A 21,571-nucleotide genomic window follows, 5' to 3' on the forward strand; every position below is an offset into this window, starting at 1 on the left:
GGGGCGCGACTCCGCCAAAAAACTGAGATCCGCTATTGGCGTTAGCCGCCCGGTAGCTCGGTGGCCGGCTAGACCCAGAAGTGGACGTTCAGGCCGCCCTGCTCGCTTCCCAGCTTCGGTCGTTCATTCATTTAGACTGATCCGCACGCCGTAAGCGACGTGTCGACGCGCGGTACGGCGAAAAGCGGGACAAAGCCGCCGTTCGGGCAATCGGGCGTGAATGTCGGGTTTCGGATAAACTCGCCATTCGCGCGGCTTCCGAGATCTGCTGGGCAACGGGCCAGCCTTCACGGTGGCGACTTCGCCGAGATTGAATCTCACGCCAAATAGCAGCCTCCTCTTCCCTGACGAAAAACCTCACCTCTACGGTTGTCGCGCACTTTCCCAATCCGACAGGGTATCTCGGACAGTAGTCCGAACATGGAGCACGTAAGCCGCCGCGCACGCCGCCAATCTCCAAAATTTGCGGCCTGCTGCATCGACAAACATGTGTTTTAGGTCGCTTGAACGATATGATCGGATTCCCGTTTCTCCGTTCAAACTGACCATTTCGATAAAATCGAATTGGGTGCGGATGGGCATCGAACCGGGCCCCTGTGAAAAGTTATCTTCTTTCGCATTTTTGAAACTTTGCGCTTCAAAAGGATGGGCCCTCGTTTGGACGCCTACCCACAGTCTGTGAGAACGCGCCGGTGATCCATACCCCCGTTCAATCGGAACGCCCGCAGGGGTGTTCGCTCTTACTCCCGGTTTTGCAGAATCGCTTGAGCGACGATATCGACAAGGTGATCAGCGCGTGAAGCGAATGCAGGTTGATCGCCAAGCCAGCCCAGCGCGCCGATGATCCCGAAAAGATCAATTCCATCAATATCCGCGCGTGCCGTTCCATCGGCCTGAGCCTGCTCGAGCAGACGCGCCCCCGCAGCCCGCAAGCTGGTGCAAGAGGCGTGAAGCGCGGAGTCGGCATCATCTAACGCGGCCGCCATCACGGCAACGACACCATTGTAACTCCGCACGAAGGCGACGGCGTCAGGGAGCCAGAGCGCCAAGGCTTTGGCAGGCGCCATGCCGTTCCCGAGATCGGCAGCCTTGTGCGTCAATTCATCGAGGCTGGTGCGCAGCAGCGCCTCCAGCAGCGCCTCGCGTGTCGGAAAGTGCCGGTAGAGCGTAGCCAAACCTACGTCCGCTCGTCTGGCGATATCACGCAGCGAGGCCTCCGCCCCCTGCTCGGCGATCACGCCGCGCGCGATGCTCAGCAAGTGGCTGTAATTCTTCTGGGCGTCGGCGCGCATAAGCCTCATCTTGACAAACGGATCACTGCTACGGATATATGTAGCACTGCTACGCTTCGATAGCTCCTTTTCTCGATCCTGGAAACCGTCATGAAAAACGCCCTTCGCTACAAGCTCTTCGGTCAACATACCGGATTGCGCGTGTCCGATCTCGTCCTCGGCACTGCCAATTTCGGGACGGCCTGGGGCCACGGGACCGATCCTGACGAAGCCCGCCGCATCATCGACACCTACGCCGACGCTGGCGGCAACTTCCTCGACAGCTCAAATGGCTATCAGGACGGTCAGTCCGAGGAATTCATCGGCGACCTGCTGACCGGGCGGCGCGACGAATTCGTGCTGTCCACGAAATATGCCGTGAAGACGAACGCGGCATCGGGAATCCTCGTCACGGGCAACAGTCGGCAGGCGATGGTGTCGTCGGTCGAGGCAAGTCTCAAGCGGCTGAAGACCGATCGGATTGACCTATACTGGGTCCATGTCTCGGACGGTGTAACGCCGCTGGAAGAAATTGTGCGCGGCTTCGACGACCTCACGCGGGCGGGCAAGATCCTATATGCCGGGCTCTCGAACTTCCCCGCATGGCGGGTAGCGCGGGCCGCGACGATCGCGGAGCTTCGAGGCGCCGTTCCGATCGCGGGCATCCAGGTCGAGCATAGCCTCGTCCAGCGCGCGACCGAGCAAGAGTTGATCCCCGCCGCGCAGGCCCTCGGGCTTGGCGTCGTCGCGTTCTCGCCTTTGGGTGGCGGCGTGCTGACCGGCAAATACCGTGCCGGAAAGGCGCAGGACAGGCGCGACGAGGCCTGGGCCGGTGCCGGCTTCCAGCCCGAGAACAGTCCGCAGCGTACGGCCATCTTGGATACGCTGATCGCGGTCGCTGACGAAGCAGGCGTGACACCTGGGGAGATCGCCATCGCTTGGGTCGCCGCGAAGGGGTCGCTGCCGATCATCGGGCCACGCACGCTCGCGCAACTCGAAGCCAATCTCGCCGCGGCAAACGTAACGCTGTCGGCCGAGCATATCACCCGGCTTGATGCGGTGAGCGCGATCCCGCCCGTCTACCCGTACACGGTCCTCAACGAGCGCCGGATACAGGACCTCATCACGGGCGATATGATCGACAGGATCGATATGCCTGCCAGCCCGGTAGCTTGAGGACTGCATGAGCGGCAGGGCTTGGTTGCTGCTCGCCCGAAGCAGGCGGGCGTCGTTGGGCCATCTCGCGAAAGGAAAACCTAAACCGGGCGTTGGACGATCGCGACGCAGCTTCGGACGCCGCAGCATGGAGCGTCCGCCTGCCGGCTCTATAGCCGTCGATAGAAGGTCATCGGCCCCGCCCGACGCCCCGCGCCTGGAGATCGTAATGACTGAGATAGCCGCTCCAACACCATCCTCGCCGCTGCGCATCGTCGTCATCGGTGCGGGACAAATCGGCAGTACCTTTGCGTCTCGGCTTGCACGCAACGGCGGGCATGAGGTCACGGTCGTGGCGCGGCCCGGCTCGCCGCGCTTGGCACAGCTGCAACGTGATGGTGCGATCGTCGATGTCGACGGCACTCGTGCAGAGGTTCGTGTGCTTGACGAACTCGACGAAGACACACCGTACGATCTCGTCATCGTGACGCTACTGGCCCATCAAGTCGATGCCATACTGCCAACTCTGTCCCGCAGCGCCGCGAAGTGCATCCAGTTCATGTTCAACACGTTCGATCCGTTGCGGCATGAAAGCGTGGTCGGTGCAGCGCGCTGCACGTTCGGGATGCCATTCGTGCAAGCACAGCTCGATGAAGACGGCAGACTCAAGGCGACGATCGGAGCCGGGGGACAGAAAACGTTGATGGCGCGCCAGCAATGGGTCGATGTATTCAACGCGGCCGGCCTTCCAGCCGCGTTCGAGCCTGATATGCCGCTGTGGCTTCGGTGCCATGCCCCTCTCTGCGTCGCCTTCGAAAGCGTGTCGATCGCCGCCATGAAGCGCGGCAATGGCGCATCATGGAAAGAAGCGATCGGCATTTCGCGGGGCGTCCGCGCCAGTTTCGATCTCATCAAGGCAATGGGATACCCAATTTACCCCCGATCGAAGACATGGCTCGACCGCAGTCCCATAGTGGCCTTAGCGGGAACTCTCTGGTTCATGTCCCGCATCCGCGGATTTCGGGAGCTGTTGGCGACTGGCGGGGCGGAATGCGAAGCGATCATCGACGCCATAGTTCTCGCTGCACGCCTACAGCAACGCCCCATCGACGACCGTATAGAGGGCATGCGCCCCTCTGATCATGGCATCCATAGTGCCAACCGTGGTCAACGAGGATCCAAGGCCGGATTGCATACCTGAACCTGGCGGCACCCTTCCGAGACAATGATACGGCATATCGCGAGCGCGACAGCGCTGGAGGCGAGCACGGCTCACTCCGGCCCTGTTAACGTCAATCCCGTCAGGGCCATGCTCATGTCGTGCCCACGTTCGTCAATCTCGTGGCGCCGATCGGAGGACGGCAGCTTCGCCGCATCCGGACGGTCACAGCAGGAGCATCGTCAGCTGCCAATGACGGCAGGTTGCTCGCAGTCGGCCGAAATCGACAGCAAGGGCGTCCGCGAGATCGCCGCCGGCGTCCAGGAAGGTCCGCTACGTGGCCACTGCCTTGGCGAACTCCCTAGGCGAGTGGCCGAACGTTCGTTTGAACGCCGTACTGAACGCGCTTTCGGATTCGTAGCCGACCGCCGGTGCCACAGTCGCTATGGAGACGCGCCCGCTCGCGAGACGATCGGCCGCCACCATCATCCGCCAGCGCGTCAGGTACTCCATCGCCGGTTCGCCTACCGTTTGCTTGAACCGAACGGCAAAGCTCGAGCGCGACATGCAGCCGACACGGGCGAGGTCGGCGAGCGTCCAGCGCCGAGACGGTTCGGCGTGCATCGCCGATATCACCGCACGCATCTGCTTGTCGGCCAGCGCGAACAGCCAGCCTGCGCTGTGCGGCGAGCGCTCGGCAAGGTGCAGTCGCAGTGCTTCGATCAGCAGCGTCTGCGCCAAGTGTCCCGCCATCAGCGTGCTCCCCGGTTGCGGGTCCCGCAGTTCGCGCATCAGCCGCTCGATCAGCCAGCCGAGCGCCGCCTTGGTCGCTTCCGCGCGGATGTGCACGATCGGAGGCAGGATGCCGAGCAGCAGCTCGGTGTGGAGCCCGGTGAAGTCAAAGAAGCCGCCCACACCCGAACAGTCGCCGCCGCCACCCAGGACGCCAGTCTCGCCAGCGGGGAACGAAGAAAAGAAGCTGAAGGCGTCGGTTACCGACGCGCCATTCGCGCTGTAGAGGCTGAACGCGGCCCGGCCGGGCAGCATAATGAAGTCGCCCGCTTGCAGCACCATGGGCTCCTTCCCGCCCTCAAGCGCGATCCAGCAGGTCCCGGTGTGAATGGCGAAGCATTTGACGCCCTCGGCCGGAGGATAGGCAAGCGCCCAGTCCCCCCCGGCATCAAGGCCTCGAAACCCGTAGCTGTTTGGCTTCAACAGGCCAAGCACGTCCGATAAGGGATCCATTTGATAACTCCTGGACGATGGCGATGATCCATCGGCCTTAGCAGCATGGTTCGTCCAGCGTCATCGGGCTATTCCAGATTCTTGCGATGCATCGTCTTATGGCACCGCGGGAGATCGATCATGACCGAAAACACCGCCCTCTGGCTCTCCTCCAAACGTGCCGCCTTTACCCTGGAGGCAGCGCCGTTTCCAAAGGCGGGGTCCAAGGAGATTGTCATCCGCACCCGTGCGATAGCTGTAAACCCGATGGACCGCCTGGTGCAGACCTCGGGCGACTTGATGACCCCTTATCTGCACTACCCAGCCATCGTCGGCTCCGACGTCGCCGGTCATGTCGTTGCCATCGGAACCGATGTGACACGGTTCAAGGTCGGCGACCGGGTTGTCGGCTTTGCCGCCGGCACCGACAAGACGCGTAACCGCGCCGCAGAAGGCGCTTTCCAAACCTATGTCGTCCTGCTTGAGCACATGACGGCAGCGATTCCGGATGCGCTTGCCTTCGAAGATGCTTCCGCCCTGCCGCTCGGCATCTCGACGGCAGCCTGCGCGCTCTTCCAGCGCGATTTCCTCGCCCTGAACGCGCCCGCCAAGCGAGCACCGGCGACCGGTCAAATCGTTCTGGTCTGGGGTGGGTCGACCAGCGTAGGCACCAATGCGGTCCAACTGGCCGTCGCCGCTGGCTACGCGGTAATTGCCACGGCTTCGCCTCGCAACTTCGACCTGCTCAAGCGGCTCGGCGCGACATCCGTGCTCGACTATCGCAACCCGGCTGTCGTTGCCGACATATGCGCAGCGTTGCGCGGGAAAGTGATCGCGGGTGCCGTCGCGATCGGGCCTGGATCGGTGCAGCCGTGCATCGACATTCTGGGAACGTGCAAAGGCAATCGGTTCATCGCCATGGCGACGCCGCCCGCGTCGTTCGACACCGTCCCAGCGGGGCGCGGTCATTGGCGCAAGTTGATTGCCGCGATGGCCGGCACCGTCGCGGGCACCATAACGCTCTCGCTGAGCGCACGCCGCAAGAAGGTGACCCTGAAAATGATCTGGGGCAGCACGCTGATCAGTAATGAAGTGGGGCCGATGATCTTCGATACGTTTCTGCCCGAAGCCCTGGCCGACGGTCGCTACGTGGCGGCCCCTGCAGTCCAAATTGTGGGGCATGGGCTTGCGGCTATCCCGGCTGCGCTCGAGCGGCAGCGCCGCGGTGTCTCGGCGACGAAGCTGGTGGTGACGTTGTGACCGACAGCTTCGTCGTCAGCGTCACCCGCTTCCGCGTTCGCAGCCTCCGCTTTCTACCCTTCTTTCTGATCCATGCGCAGCGCTGTTTGGCACAGATTAGGAGAAGCGACGGCTACATCGCCGGAGCGCTACGTCACGACCGTGATCGCGCCTATTGGACGACGAGCGTGTGGCGCGATGAGGCCGCGCTTCTGGCCTATGTCACGGGCGGCGCACACCGCACCGCGATGCCCAGGCTAAGCGAGTGGGGCGACGAGGCGAGCACCGTTCGCTGGGTTCGGGACAGCGCCGACCTTCCGTCCTGGCCGGAGGCAATTGAGCGGATGCGCCGCGAGGGACACCCCCTGCCGCTCCGACATCCGGGACCGGCGCATCGCGATGTTGGCTTCGCGACAAGCGAGCCTGCGCAGATGGGGCGGATCTGAGGGTCGCACGCAATTGTCTGGCTGGGGCGGGGTCTCAAATCGGCTGTTGAACTGGTGTATCGGCATGCCTTGCGCACCGGTTGCACCAGAGCGATCCGCGGGGGTTGCTGATCGGTCATAGCCGCTCGACGCCGCGATAACGTGCGGTGCCGAGCAGCACGAACGGCAAGGCGAGCAGATTCACGCCGGCGACCGCAAGCCAGACGGCGCCGGGCCATTGTCGCTGAACCACGAAGTAGAAGCCGGAGAAGCCAAGTGGCGCAATGATCGAAGCCAAACTCACCGACGACGCCAGCAAGCCCTGCAATTGCCCTTGCTGAGCGGCGCTGACCCGCTCGGTCGCGAGCACCTGCAACGCCGGCGTTCCAATGCTGCCCAGGGCGAATATCGGCATGATCGCAAACACGACCCAGCCGTGCGACGCAAACGCCATCACGAGGAGAGCGACGCAGGAGCAGCCGATCCCGGTCAGGGCGGTACCGCGCTGGCCCAGACGCCGGGTTACAGGCCCCCGCAGCACGGCCTGAACCAGCGTCTGCCAGACGCCGAACGCCCCCAGCGACAGGCCGACCCAGAAGCCGTTCCAACCAAATGCATCATAGCCCCACAATGCCCAGCAAATGCCATAGGCCTCGTGCCATAGGCCTCGCCGGCGCCGCTCAGCGCGAAGTAAACGATGACCAGCGGCAGCAAGCTCGGCATCGAGACAAGTCAGCGCAGTGGGCGGAGCGGGTTGAGCGCGGCAAGATCGATCGGGGCGGCAAATGATGGCGGGTGAGATTCGGGCAATGTGAACAGCGCCAGCAGCAGGTTTCCCGCGTCGAGCGCGGCGGCGGCGACGAAGGGCAACCGGACCCATTGTTCGCCGAGCACCCCGCCAAGCACCAGGCCGATGATAAAGCCCGCGCCGAACATGCGCCCATCTGGCCGAACCGGCGCGCGCGTTGCTCGCCGGGCGTGATGTCGGTCATGTAGGCCGTGGCGACCGACATATCGGCGCTGGTCAACCCGGCCACGGCGCGGCCGAGCATCAACATCCAGAGCTGCGGCGCCAGCGCCATCACGCCATAGTTGATCGCCGCACCCACCAGCGCGACCAGCAGGACGGGCCGTCGTCCGAGCCGGTCGCTCAGGGCGCCGAGCACGGGCGCGAAAACGAACTGCATCACCGCATAGAGCGCAGCCATCCACCCGACATAGGGCGCGACATCGGGCGAATGCGTAACTTCCCGTATCAGTTGCGGCAGGATCGGGAACACCAGTCCGGTCCCGGCTGCATCGAGTGCCACGGTTGCATAGATGATCGCAAGCGAGCGGCCGCGCCTGGCGTCAGGCGACACGAACGACCAGCTTGCCGGTGACATAGCCCGACTGGCTTGCCACTTGCGCCTCGCGCGCCCGCTCGAGCGGAAAGGTTCGGTCGATGTGAAGCGTAAACAATCCAGCCGAGCACAAATTAGCCATCTTGGCCAACAGACGTGCCGGGTCGGCCGTCGGCCCGCGCGAGAATTTGGCGCCATATTCCTCCGCTGAGAGGTCGGCGACGGATAAGACATGTGCAGGATCGCCGACGATCCTGATCAGCTCGGCGATGATCCCGGAGCCCGCAACGTCGATTGCGGCATCGACGCCGTTCGGCATCAACGCGCGCGCGCGCTCCTCGAGACCCTCCCCATAGGTAGTCGCGACGGCGCCCAGCGCGCGCAGGTAATCGTGCTTGGCTGCACGCGCGGTGCCGATCACGATGATGCCACGCAGACGGGCGAGTTGGACGATCGCGGTCCCTACGCCCCCGGCGGCTCCGCTGACCAGCAAGGCCTGCCCCTCCATTACGCCGACCTGATCCAGCGCGCGTGTCGCCGTGTCTGATATGACGGGCAGACCGGCCGCAACCTCGAACGACAGGGTGTCTGGCTTCCTCGCCCAATGGGTAAGGATGGCCTGTTCGGCCATCATGTTCCTGCCGAACCCGAACACGCTGTCGCCGACCATGACGTCGGTCACGCCCGGTCCGATCTGATCGACAATACCAGCGCCCTCTACGCCGAGTCCGGCAGGAAAGCGGATGTCCTCGAACGCGCGATATTGGCCTTCGCGGCGCTTCCAGTCTGACGGGTTCACCCCCGCGGCACGAACCCTGATCCGCACCTCGCCGGGACCGGCATTGGGTGGCTCGACATCGACGAGCTGAAGCACGTCGGGTCCGCCATAGTCGTTAAACTGAATTGCCTTCATCGTCGCGCTCCAGGTCTCATGGCATCGGTCGATGCCGAAGACACCACCCGCCCGAAGGCGATGGGTGTCGGTTTTGGGAGACGCTGGCCGAACCGTGCCAGGGCACGGGTGACGTGTATTCGACCGACAACTGGCGAGATCACCTGAAGGGTCGTTTTTCGCGATGACATCAACCTAGATGAGGTGGCAGGACGAAGCAACATTTCGCGCGCGACAGCGACTTTCTCCTGGCGGTCGGAACCTGTCAGCCCGCTCACCACCTCCTGCTGTTGACGTTAAGGCGGCGCGCCAAGCCGTGGCGATGAACCTGGCCGATTGACGGCTTCTGGAATCGGGGCCGATCGCCATGAACTGGCGAGTTGGGCGCGTTGCCGTCGGGCTGGCAGTGCGGCCCATCTCCATGGCTGGTAGGCCGCCGGGATTGGATTTCCGTCCTCTCCACGAGCCGAATGCCGGGCGATCAAGTCAGCAATCTGCAAGCTCGAAACAGCCGTTCGTCAGGCTCGGTCATGCGGTTTACTTGCATATACCTACGCGACTTAAGGTGCGTTATTGAAACCCAGTATCTTCTGTATATCTTTGGAGCATCCCCAAAGGAGGCTCTGCTCTGATGATCCCTACCAACGTCCTGTTTCAACCGCCTCGTCTCGGCACCCACGATCCGCAGCATGGCCGCGGAGGGAACTCCTGACGCGGAGAATACGGCTTACTCTCGCCTCCCTTCAGAAGGGCTGGGTCCAATCGACCGGTCCGCTTCATCAAGTGACAGTGAAGTAACGGGACCGGTTAATCCAGTTACGGCGTCCGGCCGGCAGTCCTAACGATGCGGACGCCCGCTCCCGAGACACGTCAACCAAAATACCTGTTCCAACCAGGTCAATCGACTCAACCACGTCAGGAACTTTCCGTGATCCGCTTCTTCGCCCTCCTCCCCCGCCGCCCGGACATCGACCGCCAGCGCTTCCATGATCATTGGCGCCACCCGCACGGCACCATGGGCCGCCAGATCCCGGGCATGCTCACTTACGTTCAGGGGCACCAGTTCGACACCGACCGCCTCGGCCCGGGTCAGGACCAGTATGACGGTGTCGCGATGCCCTCGTTCGACTCCCACAAAGACGCCGCCGCACTGGTCGACGAGCCCCTCTTCGTCGACAACATCCGCCCCGACGAGCCGTTGTTCCAGGACCTGCCAAATGTAATTTTCTTCATCACCGAGGAGGATGTGATCGTCTCGCGCCCCCCAATCGGCGCCGTATCCGCGGTCGACCGGCAATGGGACGTACTGGAGCGGCCGACGAGCATCCATCTCCTGCAGTTCGTACATCTCGACGGCAATCCCGGCTGGGCGGGCGCGAACGACGCCGAGCTCGGCCTGCGGATCGGTGCGCTGCGTCACGCGGTGAACCGGCCGAGTGTGGAGGTGCACGGCGACGATGCACCGTTCCTGGGCGCCCGCCAGTTGTGGTGGCCCACCCTGACGGCGTTCCAGGACGGCGTGGACGCCGATCGAGCTGCTTTCGACGAGCTCCTCGCGCAGGCCGGTCACGCCGTTACCATGCTGGCGGTCTCTGAGCGGTTCGTGCGCTGATCTTCGTCAAGGGACGCCGGGCGGCTGAGCCTCGAGCCAGCTGCCTTCTTGGCCTTCATTTCAGCAGAAAAGCACGTTCATGATCCTCAAGACTTACACTCGCGTCCTGACGACGGACATCGAAGCCACGGTCGCGACCCTCAAGGCGGTCCACGGAACGGAGCCGCATTTCAGGTTCGACTATGATCCACTAACGCTCGTCGGCATTGGCGATGTGCTTGCGATCGGTGGAGCCGATGCGGCGCTGGAACCGATCCGCGGCAGCTTCGGTCCTTGGATCGTCGAGGACATAGACGCCGCGAAGGGCATGCTGCTCGCGAACGGCGCCTCCGTCCTGCAAGATATCAAAGACATTACGAACGGGCGAATGATGTACATGCGGCATGCCGATGGCAGCGTTGTCGAATACGTCGAGTGGACGCCCGAACTGGTAGAGCGGCATATTCTCGCACCGCTGCGCGCCGGGACGCCCGCCTCCCAGATTTGACCCGAAGGACGGGCGCGATGCTCCCCTGCCGCTTCGTGCAGGCACCGGCATGCGCTGCGCGCACTTCAAAAAAGATCGACCAATTCTCCATTACCCTAGGAAGGACGCAAATGACGAAGCGATTTGAGAACAAGGTTGTCGTGATTACCGGCGGTAGCGACGGCATCGGGCTGACCACGGCGAAGCTTTTCGCCAGTGAAGGTGCTCTGGTGTACATCACGGGTCGGCGGCAGGAGCCGCTCGACAAAGCGGTGGCCGAAATCGGACACGGCGCGATCGGCGTTCAGGGAAACGTTGCCGATAGAGCGGATGTCGCTCGACTGTACGAGCGCATCAAGGCTGATCACGGTCGGGTAGACGTCGTCTTTGCGAACGCGGGGATCTATGAGGTCGCCGGGATCGAGGACATCGACGAGGATCACATCGATCGTATGCTGAACGTGAACGTCAAGGGCATGATTTTCACCGTCCAGAAAGCCTTGCCGCTGATGACGGCGGGTGGTGCCATTGTCCTGAGCGGCTCGATTGTTTCCGTCAAAGGTCTGCCCAACCAATCGCTCTACAACGCCAGCAAGGCAGCGGTCCGATCCTTCGGGCGGAGTTGGACAAACGAACTCAAGGATCGTGGCATCCGGGTCAACGTCGTCGCGCCTGCCGGCACCGAAACCCCGATGATCCGTAATCATCTCGATGAACGACCGGGCGTTGAGGAAATGCTCACGCAAAGTGTTCCGCTTGGGCGATTGGCCAAGACCGAAGAGGTCGCACGCGCCGTGATGTTCCTGGCGTCGAGCGAGAGCAGCTTCGTTGCGGGCCATGAACTTTTCGTCGATGGTGGCGTTGCTGCCGTCTGAATGCTCTGACGTTTTACAATATCCCACAAGAGCTGATCTGCCGACGATCCGGGCGTAACTCCATCCTCGTTGCTCCAGCGCAAGCTGGCAACGCGAAGCATGGGGTATCGCCCGGATTGTTCAAATGTCGGTGCCAACTTGCCCCTGAACGATCCTGAACGGGCAACGCGGATCATGAACCAGGAAGGGTCATCACAATGAAGACACGGCTCAAGATAGACTTCGTCTCCGACGTTTCGTGCCCCTGGTGCGTGATCGGGCTGCGTGGCCTGCAATCCGGGCTATCGCGTCTGGCCGATTCCATCGACGCTGACATCGTCTTCCGCCCGTTCGAACTCAATCCCGCGATGCCGCCCGAGGGCCAGAATATCGTCGAGCATATCGCGCAGAAATATGGCTCGACGCGGGAGCAGTCCGCCGAGACCCGCGCCATGATCCGGGATCGCGCAGCGGCCGTCGGCTTCACGATGGTCACGGATGACGACAGCCGAATCTACAACACATTCGACGCGCACCGCCTGCTCCACTGGGCGGAGACGCAGGGCGTGCAGCAGGCGCTCAAGGAAGCCCTGTTTGCGCTGTACTTCACCGACCACGGCGATCCTTCCAGTCACGAGGCTCTGGTGCAGGTTGCGACGGCCGTCGGGCTCGATCCGATCGAGGCGAAGGCGATCTTGTCGTCGGACCGATATGCGGAGGACGTCCGGAAGGAGGAGCAGCTTTGGCAATCGCGCGGCATAAGCTCGGTTCCGGCCGTCGTGATCAACGGGCGGTATCTGATCTCCGGTGGGCAGCCGCCGGAAGCCTTCGAGCAAGCTCTCCGCAACATCGCGGCCGAGGCTCAGGACGCAACGGTCACCGCCGGAGAATGATGCTGGCGGCTATGCCATGACCGACCGCAGCGCGATCGGTCATGGCATAGCATCGGCGGCTGCCACTGAGCCAGGTTGGTCGTTCTTGGGGCGGGATCAGACCTGCGCCATTCCGCCATCGACCGGCAGCTCGGCCCCGGTGATGAAGCTGCTTTGGTCGCTGGCGAGGAACAGCGCGGCCGCGGCCACTTCTTCGGCACGCGCCATACGGCCGAGCGGGATGAGTTTCGCGAGCGTCGCGCGAACCTCGTCGGACGCCGAGGCCATCATGGCGGTGTCGGTCGGTCCCGGTGCCACGACGTTGACGCGGATGTTGCGCGGCGCCAGCTCGTTGGCCCAGGTCCGCGCGAACGAGCGTACGGCGGCCTTGGTCGCCCCGTAGACGCCATAGCCTTTCGTGCCGATCGCGGCGGCGATCGAACCCACCAACACGATCGAGCCACCGTTTGGCATGATCGGCGTCGCAGCCTTGGCAGCAAACAGCAGCGCGCGCACGTTGAGATCGAAGGTCCGGTCGAAATGATCCTCGCTGATCGCGTCGAGCGTCGCGAACTCGGAGATGCCGGCGTTGACGGCGAGCACGTCCACCCGTCCGGCCTCGCGCCTTACCGTCTCGAAGAAGGCGGCGAGCGCCGTCGGATCCGCAGCATCGACGCGGCGCGCACGCAGCCTGCCGGCCCCATGCTCGACCTCCCCCTCTTCGGCGCGACGGCTGGTGGCATAGACCGTGGCGCCTTCCGCCGCGAACCGCTCTGCGACGGCGCCACCGATGCCGCCATGGCCACCGACCACGACGGCGATTTTTCCTGAAAGCATGCCCAAAATCCTAACCCTGCTGGTGATGACAGGCAGATATAAGTTCTATATCTAATCACAATAAGGCACCGTAGGGTGCGTAGATATTGAGGCGTATACCGATGGCCAAAGACGTGCTCGAACTGCCGCTCGATGTCGCCGCGACGCGGCCCATCCTCGACCATATCGCCAACAAGTGGACGGTGCTGATCCTGAGCGTCCTTTGCACCCAGCCGGCGCGGTTCAACGACCTCAAGCGCCGTCTCGACGGCATCACCCACAAGGCGTTGTCCGAGGCCTTGAAGCGTCTGGAGCGCAACGGCCTCATCAGTCGCAAGGTCCTGCCGACGCAGCCGATCGGCGTCGAGTACACGATCACCGATCTCGGCTGCTCGCTACGCGACCCCTTTGCTGCCCTTTACAACTGGGCGCTCGCCAATGGCTCCGCGCTCGAAAGCGCGCAGTGTGTCTATGACGCATCAAAACGGAGCGACGGTTTGCAGCAGGAGATCTAGCAACGAAAGGGCCGGCTACCGTCGCAAACTACCCCAAATTATGATGCCTTTTGGGACAGCCGGCGCGTAGCGATCGGCAGCTATCCGCCTCGATGTGCCCGATAGCCGCTTGGCGGCAAAGTCCCCGGCTCCGGACCATTAAACGCGCGCGACGGCGAACCCGCATGAACGGCCGGTTTTCGGGATACAGATCGACGCGCTGAACGGCGACAATGGGATGCGTTGCGGCCATACGGCTTCGCGCTGAGCGAACGGCAGGCTCTGGTGGAGGCTGCTGTTCGCGGCCAAGCTGGCAACGACGCATATTGGTCGAGAGCTGCCGCCGATTAGCTACCGATCAAAATCTGAACCATTGATGGTTCAGATTTTGATCATCAAGTTTGGATCCTTTTGACCCGCACCCGGACATCGGTAGGTCGTTTTCGGCTCCCCAAATTCAGCCATTCATGTCCGCGGAAGGTGATGCGGCAAGCACCTTCCTGCCCGATGGCGCGGCAGCGTTCCTGCAAGGATGGTAAATAAGGAAAGACGAATCGAGGCGACCTAAGCCGCGTCGACTGTATCCAACCACCCCGCGCGCGTGAGCAGATCGATCGCATCGTCGATGCGACATGCGGCGGTCGCATTGAGCTGCGCGCGATCGTCGCCAATCAGCGCGCGCATCTGGTGGGGGACGAATACCATGTCGATGAACCGCCCCGCAACATCCGACGCTTGCGCGATCCGGTCAGGCACCGCGTCGGCCCCGGCAATCGCCTGAGCGACGCACGCAACGCCGCCATCGCGGCCGATCCGGTCCACCAGCCGGGCGAGATCGGGCATCCGGTGCACGGTAGTGACAACGACACGCATCAGCGCGACCCCCTCGGGCGTTAACGCATGTTCCAGCAGGCTATGCCCCACCGCGCGCAGCCGGTCTTGGACGGACAGATGCCACGGCACCGCGCCCGACGGAACGAGCGTATGATCCACCATCCGCCGCACCACCGCCGCGAACAGCGCCTCCTTATTGGCATAGCGGGCGTAAAGACTCGCCTTCCCCGCCCCCGCCTGCGCGACGACCTGTTCGCAGCTCGTCGCATCATATCCGAGCCGCAGGAACAGGTCCGTGGCAGCGTCGAGAATCCGGCGATCGACGTCGCCGGCCTGGTTTGCGGACGGTCGACCACCGCGTCGTCGCTTGGCTGAATCGGGCTTCGGGTCGGTAAGCGTTTGCATCACGCAACCATATAGGCCATGCGCCCGTTAAATGGAACTGAACGGTATAGTTCAGTTTGTGCCAAGGGGTTTGGTGATGGCTGCGATGACGCTTGAGGACGTGAACGGTCGCGATGACGGCGGGGTAGCGCAGCGGACGATCGCGCTGGCCGGTACGACGGGCGATCTTGGTGGACGTGTGCTGTCCGCGCTGGTCCGGCGTGGCGTGGATGTGCGGGCGCTGGTCCGCAGCGGGACGCCGGCCGCAGCGCAGGATGCCGTGCGTGTGCGGGGCGGCACGCCGGTCCCGGTCAATTTTGCCGACCACGCTGCGCTCTCGGATGCGCTGGCGGGTGCGGAATGCGTCGTCTCGGTCCTGAACGGGCTGGAGCCGGTCATTCTCGATCTCCAGGGCCGTCTTCTCGATGCGGCGGTCGCGGCGGGCGTACTTCGCTTCCTCCCGTCCGACTTCTCGCTCGATTTCACCAAGACCCGCCCCGGCGAGAATCGCAACATGGACCTACGGCGACGCTTCATGGCGCGCGTCAATGCAGCGCCGGTCCGCGCGACCTCGATCCTCAACGGTGCGTTCGCGGACCTGTTGACCGGCGAAGCGCCGATTGTGCTGCCGCGCTTCCGTCGTATCCTCTACTGGGGCGACGCTGACCAGCCGCTCGACTTCACGACCAAGGACGATGTCGCGGATTATACCGCCGACGTGGCGCTCGATGCCGATGCGCCCCGCCTCCTGCGGATCGCCGGCGACGTCGTGTCTCCGCGCGACCTCGCGATGCTGATGACGCGGCTCGAGGGCCGAGGGTGGAAGCCATTCCGTGCGGGTGGGCTCGGGCGTCTCTCGATGCTGATCCGCGTGGCGCGCAGGCTGTCGCCAACCAGCGATGCGCCGTTCCCGGCGTGGCAGGGCATGCAATATGTCCGCGACATGTCGAGCGGGCGCGGCAAGCTCTCGCCGCTCGATAACCAGCGCTACGGCAAGACCGACTGGACGCGCGCCGAAACTGTCCTCGCCCCGACACTCTGATCGCACCTTCCGGAGTCTTACCATGATCGACGCCATTCAGCCGTTCCCGATCTACATTCCTCAGGCCGACCTCGACGATCTGGCCGATCGCCTCTCGCGCACCCGCTGGCCCGATACCGGCACGGTGCAGGATGGGTCTCAGGGTCCGCAACCGGACCGCATCCGCGCACTCGCACAACGATGGCAGGACGGTTACGACTGGCGTGCCACGGAGAAGCTGCTCAACGCCTGGGGCAGCAGCCGCACGGTGGTCGACGGGCTCGGCATTCACTTCCTGCATGTCCGCTCGCCCGAACCGGACGCGACACCGCTGCTTCTGACGCATGGTTGACCGGGGTCGGTACTGGAATTCCGCGACGTGATCGGCCCACTCAGCGACCCGCGCGCGCATGGCGCCGACGCGTCAGACGCCTTCCACCTCGTCATTCCCGCGCTGCCCGGCTTCGGCTTCTCCGACAAGCCGACCGAACTGGGTTGGGGTGTCGGTCGTACCGCCGCGGCATGGGGCGCGCTGATGCAGCGGCTCGGCTATGGCGATCGCTGGACGGCGCAAGGTGGAGACTGGGGTGCCGCGGTCACGACGGCGCTCGCCCACATGCGCGTGCCGGGCCTCGCCGGTATCCATCTCAACATGGTGATGCTCCAGCCGACACCCGAGGAACGGGCGAATGCGACGCCGGCCGAGCAGCAGATGCTGGACGATGCCGCGCGCTACGACCGCTACTATTCAGGCTATATGAAGCTGCAGTGCACGCGGCCGCAGTCGCTTGCCTTCGCGCTCGCGGACTCGCCTGTCGGACTGGCAGGCTGGATCTACGCGCTGTTCCAGGACGTCTCCGACAGCAACGGGCAACCCGAACGAGTCATTCCGCTCGACCATTTGATCGACGACATCATGATGTACTGGCTACCGAACGCCGGTCCCAGTGCGGCACGCTTTTACTGGGAAGCCGCGCAGGAGATGGCAAAAGGGATGCCAAGCGCGCCCGTGCCGCTGCCGGCTGGGGTGAGCATGGTCCCCGGCGAGCAGGTGCGGCTGTCCCGCCGTTGGGCAGAGGCGCGCTTTGCCGATCTGTGCTATTCTGGAGAGGCTGCTAGCGGTGGGCACTTCGCGGCAATGGAAAACGCCGAAACGTTTGTGGAGCACGTCCGCGCGACGTTCCTAGCTACATAGCACCCAATGGGTTGGAAGCCGTTTGGCAGTTTGCGACTGCGAGGACCCAGTTGTGGACGTTCCCGAGCGGTCTTCGCTTCCCCCATTTGGACATTTGTTCACGCCCGTAGCAAGCGCAACTTAGTGTGGGTCGCCGCCCAGATTTCGGCGATCCTCTGAAAAATCGGGCTTTTACCGAACCCCTGCTCTCCTTCCCCCGCCGGCCGCATCCTTCTATGCCCGTCGAATGGATATAGCTGGCTTCGACCTGAACCTGTTAAAGGCGTTCGATGCCCTCTACGCGGAACGCCACGTCACCCGCGCGGGCCAGCGTATAGGTCTGAGTCAGCCGGCGATGAGCGGTGCGCTCACGCGCCTGCGCGAGGTGCTCGGCGACGAATTGTTCGTGCGGTCGTCGACGGGAATGCAACCGACACCCCGCGCCGATGATTTGGCCGGCCCGATCGCGGCTGCGCTTCGTCTGATGCGGACCGTCCTGCAAGACGACGGCTTCGATCCGGGAACTGCCGATCATGTCGTCACGATCGCCATGACCGACTATGCGGCCTTCGTCCTGCTGCCTACGCTACTGGCGAAGCTAGCCATCGAAGCGCCTTGTCTCGAGGTGCGGGTCCGCGGGATTTTTGGCAAGGACGAGGTTGTCGATCTCCTCGACAGTGGCGAGGCGAGCCTCGCACTCAGCGTTCCCGTCGATGCCTCGGCACGCATCCTGACACGCCCGCTGCTTCGGGAAGGTTTCGTCTGCATCGCCCGGCCCGGGCATCCGGCCTTTGCGAACGAGGCCGACGTCGCGGCGTTCGCGGCGGCGCCCCATCTCCTGGTATCGCCCGAGGGGGATCGTGCGGGGCTGGTCGACCGCAAGCTTGCGGCACTTGGGCTGGCACGCCGTGTCGTGCTGAGCCTGCCGCAGTTTCTGGTCGCGCCGTTCGTCGTCGCTGACACCGACCTGATCGCGACGCTTGCCGCGCGCGTCGCCCGGCGGTTCGCCGCGGCCAATCTGGGTATTGTCGTGCATGAGCCGCCGGTCGCGTTGCCGGACTGGCCGCTGGCGATGATGTGGCATCGACGGGTAAATGACCATCCCGCTACGGTCTGGCTTCGCGACTGCATTGCCGGGATCGCCGCGTCGGCCTGACGCCATCGTCCTCGCTGATAACGGCGTATCAACTTTAGCGATTTCCCGCAGCGCCCCAGTTCCGCTCTACCTCGCGGCACAGAAGCAATGGGATGCTGATATGCGTGTATTGGTAACAGGTGCTACGGGATTGATCGGCGGGGCGGTCGCACGTCGATTGGCGGTGGCGGGGCATGACGTGGTCGGGCTTGCGCGTTCGGAGGCGAGCGCGGTCAGGCTGACCGACATGGGCTATCAGGCGGTCCAAGGCGACCTGGGCGATGCGGTCAGCATCGCCAACGCTGTCCAGAGCGTCGATGCGGTCGTCCATGCCGCGTCGCCGAACGACCAGAACAGCGCGGCTTATGACGAAGCGGCGACCCGCGCGATCATCGATGCGCTGCGCGGCACGGCAAGGCGCTTTGTCTATACGAGCGGCTGTTTCCTGTACGGCGCCACCGGCGATAGGCCTGCAACGGAGGATAGCCCGCTCGATCCGCTGGAGATGGTGCGCTTTCGCCAGACGCTCGAAGCGGAAATCCTCGGCGCCGCGGCCGATGGCGTTCACGGCATCATCATCCGTCCCGCCTGGGTCTACGGCAACCACGCCTGGACCACGATGATGATGTACGGCTCGGCACAGGAACATGGCGCTGCTCGGTACGTCGGCAACGGGCGGAACCGCTGGACATGCGTGCATGTCGACGATCTCGCCGATCTGTATCTGCTCGCGCTCGAGAAGGCGCCGGCGGCCTCGATCTTCAACGGCGCGCAAGGCGCCGCTATCCCGCTGATCGACATCGCACGCGCCGCCAGCGAGGGAGCGGGCGCCGCAGGCCGGGTGGCGGAGTGGCCGCTGGAAGAGGCTCGGCAGGCGCTCGGGGGCTTCGCGGATGCGATCGCGTGCGACCAGCTGGTGTCGGGCGAACGCGCCGAACGCACGCTTGGTTGGCGTCCGTCGCGGCATTCGATCCTCGATGAACTGCGCTCCTACGCCGCGTCAGCCGCCTGACCGCACGTCGTTGCGATGATCGGGTCGTCTCGATCACAGACAGCCGTTCACCTCGACACCAGTCCAGGCAGACCGAAAGTCCGCCCGGACTGGTAGCGTGACGCGGCTACATGCCGGCTGCGGTCGGGCGGACGATGACCTCGTTGATATCCACCCCGTCCGGCTGTTCCAAGGCGTAGCGGATCGCCCGCGCGATCGCGTCGGGAGTGAGCGACTTCTGCCGCCAAATGGTCAGTGCAGAGGCGATCGCCGGGTCCGTGATGTCATTGCCCAGTTCAGTCGCCACGACCCCGGGGGAAATGATCGTCGTGCGAATGTCGTCATGCTCCTGACGCAGCCCTTCGGTGATCGCCCAGACCGCATATTTGGTGGCGCAGTAAACGGCAGCGCTTGGCATCACGAGATGCGCGGCGATCGATGCGACGTTCACGACGTGACCCGCCTTCTGTGCGATGAACCGGGGCAGCACGGCCGCGATCCCGTTCAGCACGCCGTGAACGTTGACGTCGATCATCCGCGTCCACTCATCCTGCTTCAGCGCGGCGAGTGGCGACAGCGGCATCACGCCGGCATTGTTGATCAGCACGTCCACGCGCCCGAACCGCGCTTCCGCCGCGTCGGCGAAGGCGGCGAAGCTCGCTGCGTCGGTCACGTCCAGCGCGTGCCACGCGACATTCGCGCCCAATTCTACCGCAAGCGCTTCGAGCCGCTCGGTCCTGCGCGCACCGATGAAGAGGCGCGCGCCCCTGCCCGCCAGTTCCCGCACGGTGGCTTCGCCGATACCGCTGGAAGCGCCGCTGATCAGTACGGTCTTGTCGATGACGTCGTTTATGATGAGTCCTTTCCTGTGGCCATGAAGGCTGGGCACAGATGGAACCGAACCATCGGCCGGCGTGAGACCGATCCGCCGCGATCCTTGCATGATCCTCCGAAACGACGAGTGCCACGCTTGCCGATGTCCGTAACTGCGGACACAGTCCCTCGATGAGTACGATCGCAGATCTGGCCGTGCTGGCTGCACGCCACATTACCAGAACCGGCATGGTCAGCACGGCAATCGATCGGCTATCGCTTTTCCGGGCCGACGAGCCGACCGTCCCCTTGCCCGCCGTCTACGATGCGTCGCTTTGCATAATCGCCCAGGGCGCCAAGCGGGTCTCGCTCGGAGGACACAGCCTTCTCTACGATGCCGCGCATTACCTGCTGGTCTCGGTCGACCTGCCGCTCGTCGGACACGTCATCCAGGCCGAGCGGGACGCCCCGTACCTTTGCTGCAAGATCGACATCGACCAGGCGGTGCTGGCGGACCTCATCCTGGCGGAAGGCGCCCGGGCACCGAAAGCCGATCTGCCGGCTCTTGCGGTCTATCGCAGCGACGAAGATCTGGTCGACGCGGCGTGCCGGCTGGTGCGTTTGCTGGACCAGCCCGACAGCATCGCCGCGCTCGCGCCGCTGATCGAGCGGGAGATCCTGTATCGTTTGTTGAAGGGGCCCCACGGGCCCGCGCTTCGCTACATGGCGGTAGCCGACAGCCATCTCAACCAGGTCAGCCGCGCCATCGCAACGATCCGCACGGGGTTCGACCGGCCGCTCCGTATCGGAGACATCGCCACCGCCGCGGGCATGAGCCCGTCGTCGCTGTACGAACACTTCAAGGCTGTGACGAGAATGACCCCGCTGGAGTACCAAAAGCAGCTGCGCCTGCAGGAAGCACGGCGCCTGATGCTGTCGGGGGGCACGACCGCGAGCGGCGCGGGTTTTGCCGTCGGCTATGAAAGCCCGTCGCAGTTCAACCGCGAATATGCGCGCTTGTTTGGCGCGCCGCCCCGTCGTGACATCGAACAGCTGCAACGCAGCGGCAATTTACTGACGCCGGTGTAGTCCCGCTTATTTCCGATTCGACCCACAAGTGGACATTTAGGCCGCCCTGCCAGCTTCCCAGCTTCGGTCTTTCATTCAGGTAGACTGATCCGCACGCCGTAAGCGACGTGTCGACGCGCGGTACGGCGAAAAGCGGGACAAAGCCGTCGTTCGGGCAATCGGGCGTGAATGTCGGGTTTTGGTCAAACTGGCCATTCGCGCGGCTTCCGAGATATGCTGGGCAACGGGCTAACCGTCACGGTAGCGACTTCGCCGAGATGGAATTTCGGGCCAAAATAGCAGCCGCCTCTCCCGTGACGAAAAACCTC

The 21,571-nt window shown here is 63.8% G+C and carries 21 protein-coding genes and 1 pseudogene; 15 read left to right on the forward strand and 7 right to left on the reverse strand.

Going from position 1 to position 21,571, the window contains the following annotated elements:
• Positions 1–740 precede the first annotated feature (740 nt).
• Positions 741–1,292 (reverse strand): TetR/AcrR family transcriptional regulator, encoded by a 552-nt coding sequence (locus AC3WJR_RS19800; RefSeq protein ID WP_492727312.1) that lies wholly within the window; start codon positions 1,290–1,292, stop codon positions 741–743.
• Positions 1,293–1,382: 90 nt separating this feature from the next.
• On the opposite strand from AC3WJR_RS19800, the gene AC3WJR_RS19805 reads away from it, so the two are divergent.
• Both AC3WJR_RS19805 and AC3WJR_RS19810 read left to right on the forward strand, forming a co-directional pair.
• A complete protein-coding gene (locus AC3WJR_RS19805; RefSeq protein WP_492727313.1) occupies positions 1,383–2,447 on the forward strand; it encodes an aldo/keto reductase in 1,065 nt (354 codons plus the stop codon).
• Positions 2,448–2,655: 208 nt separating this feature from the next.
• A complete protein-coding gene (locus tag AC3WJR_RS19810; RefSeq protein WP_492727315.1) occupies positions 2,656–3,627 on the forward strand; it encodes a ketopantoate reductase family protein in 972 nt (323 codons plus the stop codon).
• Between the two features lie 291 nt (positions 3,628–3,918).
• Here the strand turns inward: AC3WJR_RS19810 and AC3WJR_RS19815 are convergent, their stop codons facing one another.
• Entirely contained in the window at positions 3,919–4,830 is a 912-nt protein-coding gene (locus AC3WJR_RS19815; protein WP_492727317.1) for an AraC family transcriptional regulator, read from the reverse strand.
• Between the two features lie 120 nt (positions 4,831–4,950).
• Here AC3WJR_RS19815 and AC3WJR_RS19820 point away from each other — a divergent pair, with 120 nt between their 5' ends.
• Both AC3WJR_RS19820 and AC3WJR_RS19825 read left to right on the forward strand, forming a co-directional pair.
• Entirely contained in the window at positions 4,951–6,069 is a 1,119-nt protein-coding gene (locus AC3WJR_RS19820) for a zinc-binding alcohol dehydrogenase family protein (protein WP_492727319.1), read from the forward strand.
• Positions 6,066–6,494 (forward strand): DUF3291 domain-containing protein, encoded by a 429-nt coding sequence (locus AC3WJR_RS19825; protein WP_492727321.1) that lies wholly within the window; start codon positions 6,066–6,068, stop codon positions 6,492–6,494. The genes AC3WJR_RS19820 and AC3WJR_RS19825 overlap by 4 nt, the downstream gene beginning before the upstream one ends.
• Before the next feature lie 115 nt (positions 6,495–6,609).
• Here the strand turns inward: AC3WJR_RS19825 and AC3WJR_RS19830 are convergent.
• Positions 6,610–7,858: pseudogene (locus tag AC3WJR_RS19830) on the reverse strand (TCR/Tet family MFS transporter).
• Positions 7,824–8,729, reverse strand: coding sequence for an NADP-dependent oxidoreductase (locus AC3WJR_RS19835; protein ID WP_492727322.1), 906 nt, complete (start codon positions 8,727–8,729; stop codon positions 7,824–7,826). The pseudogene AC3WJR_RS19830 and the gene AC3WJR_RS19835 overlap by 35 nt, the downstream one beginning before the upstream one ends.
• Positions 8,730–9,636: 907 nt before the next feature.
• Here AC3WJR_RS19835 and AC3WJR_RS19840 point away from each other — a divergent pair.
• From AC3WJR_RS19840 to AC3WJR_RS19855, 4 genes are all read left to right on the forward strand, one after another.
• The gene (locus AC3WJR_RS19840) at positions 9,637–10,320 is read left to right on the forward strand and encodes an EthD family reductase (RefSeq protein WP_492727324.1); all 684 of its coding nucleotides are present in this window, start codon (positions 9,637–9,639) and stop codon (positions 10,318–10,320) included.
• A gap of 79 nt (positions 10,321–10,399) precedes the next feature.
• Entirely contained in the window at positions 10,400–10,807 is a 408-nt protein-coding gene (locus AC3WJR_RS19845) for a VOC family protein (RefSeq protein ID WP_492727326.1), read from the forward strand.
• Positions 10,808–10,917: 110 nt separating this feature from the next.
• Positions 10,918–11,661 (forward strand): SDR family NAD(P)-dependent oxidoreductase, encoded by a 744-nt coding sequence (locus AC3WJR_RS19850; protein WP_492727327.1) that lies wholly within the window; start codon positions 10,918–10,920, stop codon positions 11,659–11,661.
• A gap of 197 nt (positions 11,662–11,858) precedes the next feature.
• Positions 11,859–12,533, forward strand: coding sequence for a DsbA family oxidoreductase (locus tag AC3WJR_RS19855; protein WP_492727329.1), 675 nt, complete (start codon positions 11,859–11,861; stop codon positions 12,531–12,533).
• Between the two features lie 96 nt (positions 12,534–12,629).
• On the opposite strand, the gene AC3WJR_RS19860 is transcribed toward AC3WJR_RS19855, so the two are convergent.
• Positions 12,630–13,349, reverse strand: coding sequence for an SDR family NAD(P)-dependent oxidoreductase (locus AC3WJR_RS19860; protein ID WP_492727373.1), 720 nt, complete (start codon positions 13,347–13,349; stop codon positions 12,630–12,632).
• A 101-nt stretch (positions 13,350–13,450) separates the two neighbouring features.
• Between AC3WJR_RS19860 and AC3WJR_RS19865 the strand changes: the two genes are divergently transcribed.
• The gene (locus AC3WJR_RS19865; protein WP_492727330.1) at positions 13,451–13,843 is read left to right on the forward strand and encodes a winged helix-turn-helix transcriptional regulator; all 393 of its coding nucleotides are present in this window, start codon (positions 13,451–13,453) and stop codon (positions 13,841–13,843) included.
• 543 nt (positions 13,844–14,386) lie between these two features.
• On the opposite strand, the gene AC3WJR_RS19870 is transcribed toward AC3WJR_RS19865, so the two are convergent.
• Entirely contained in the window at positions 14,387–15,061 is a 675-nt protein-coding gene (locus AC3WJR_RS19870) for a TetR/AcrR family transcriptional regulator (protein ID WP_492727332.1), read from the reverse strand.
• A gap of 76 nt (positions 15,062–15,137) precedes the next feature.
• On the opposite strand from AC3WJR_RS19870, the gene AC3WJR_RS19875 reads away from it, so the two are divergent.
• The 5 genes from AC3WJR_RS19875 (at position 15,138) to AC3WJR_RS19895 (ending at position 19,382) form a co-directional block, all read left to right on the forward strand.
• Positions 15,138–16,082 carry an aromatic alcohol reductase gene (locus tag AC3WJR_RS19875; protein ID WP_492727333.1) on the forward strand — a complete coding sequence of 315 codons (945 nt, stop codon included), beginning with the start codon at positions 15,138–15,140 and terminating at the stop codon, positions 16,080–16,082.
• A gap of 22 nt (positions 16,083–16,104) precedes the next feature.
• Complete coding sequence (locus tag AC3WJR_RS19880) at positions 16,105–16,413, forward strand: epoxide hydrolase N-terminal domain-containing protein (RefSeq protein ID WP_492727335.1); 309 nt, start codon at positions 16,105–16,107, stop codon at positions 16,411–16,413.
• Positions 16,414–16,440: 27 nt separating this feature from the next.
• Positions 16,441–17,256, forward strand: a complete 816-nt coding sequence (locus tag AC3WJR_RS19885) for an alpha/beta fold hydrolase (RefSeq protein ID WP_492727336.1) — start codon at positions 16,441–16,443, stop codon at positions 17,254–17,256.
• A gap of 226 nt (positions 17,257–17,482) precedes the next feature.
• Positions 17,483–18,391 carry a LysR family transcriptional regulator gene (locus AC3WJR_RS19890; RefSeq protein WP_492727337.1) on the forward strand — a complete coding sequence of 303 codons (909 nt, stop codon included), beginning with the start codon at positions 17,483–17,485 and terminating at the stop codon, positions 18,389–18,391.
• A 100-nt stretch (positions 18,392–18,491) separates the two neighbouring features.
• Positions 18,492–19,382 carry an NAD-dependent epimerase/dehydratase family protein gene (locus tag AC3WJR_RS19895; RefSeq protein ID WP_492727339.1) on the forward strand — a complete coding sequence of 297 codons (891 nt, stop codon included), beginning with the start codon at positions 18,492–18,494 and terminating at the stop codon, positions 19,380–19,382.
• A 106-nt stretch (positions 19,383–19,488) separates the two neighbouring features.
• Here AC3WJR_RS19895 and AC3WJR_RS19900 read toward each other — a convergent pair whose 3' ends face one another.
• Entirely contained in the window at positions 19,489–20,214 is a 726-nt protein-coding gene (locus tag AC3WJR_RS19900) for an SDR family oxidoreductase (RefSeq protein WP_492727375.1), read from the reverse strand.
• A 152-nt stretch (positions 20,215–20,366) separates the two neighbouring features.
• Between AC3WJR_RS19900 and AC3WJR_RS19905 the strand changes: the two genes are divergently transcribed.
• Positions 20,367–21,263, forward strand: coding sequence for an AraC family transcriptional regulator (locus tag AC3WJR_RS19905; protein WP_492727340.1), 897 nt, complete (start codon positions 20,367–20,369; stop codon positions 21,261–21,263).
• Positions 21,264–21,571: the final 308 nt, after the last annotated feature.

This window comes from Sphingomonas sp. FW306-05-A (assembly GCF_058782275.1).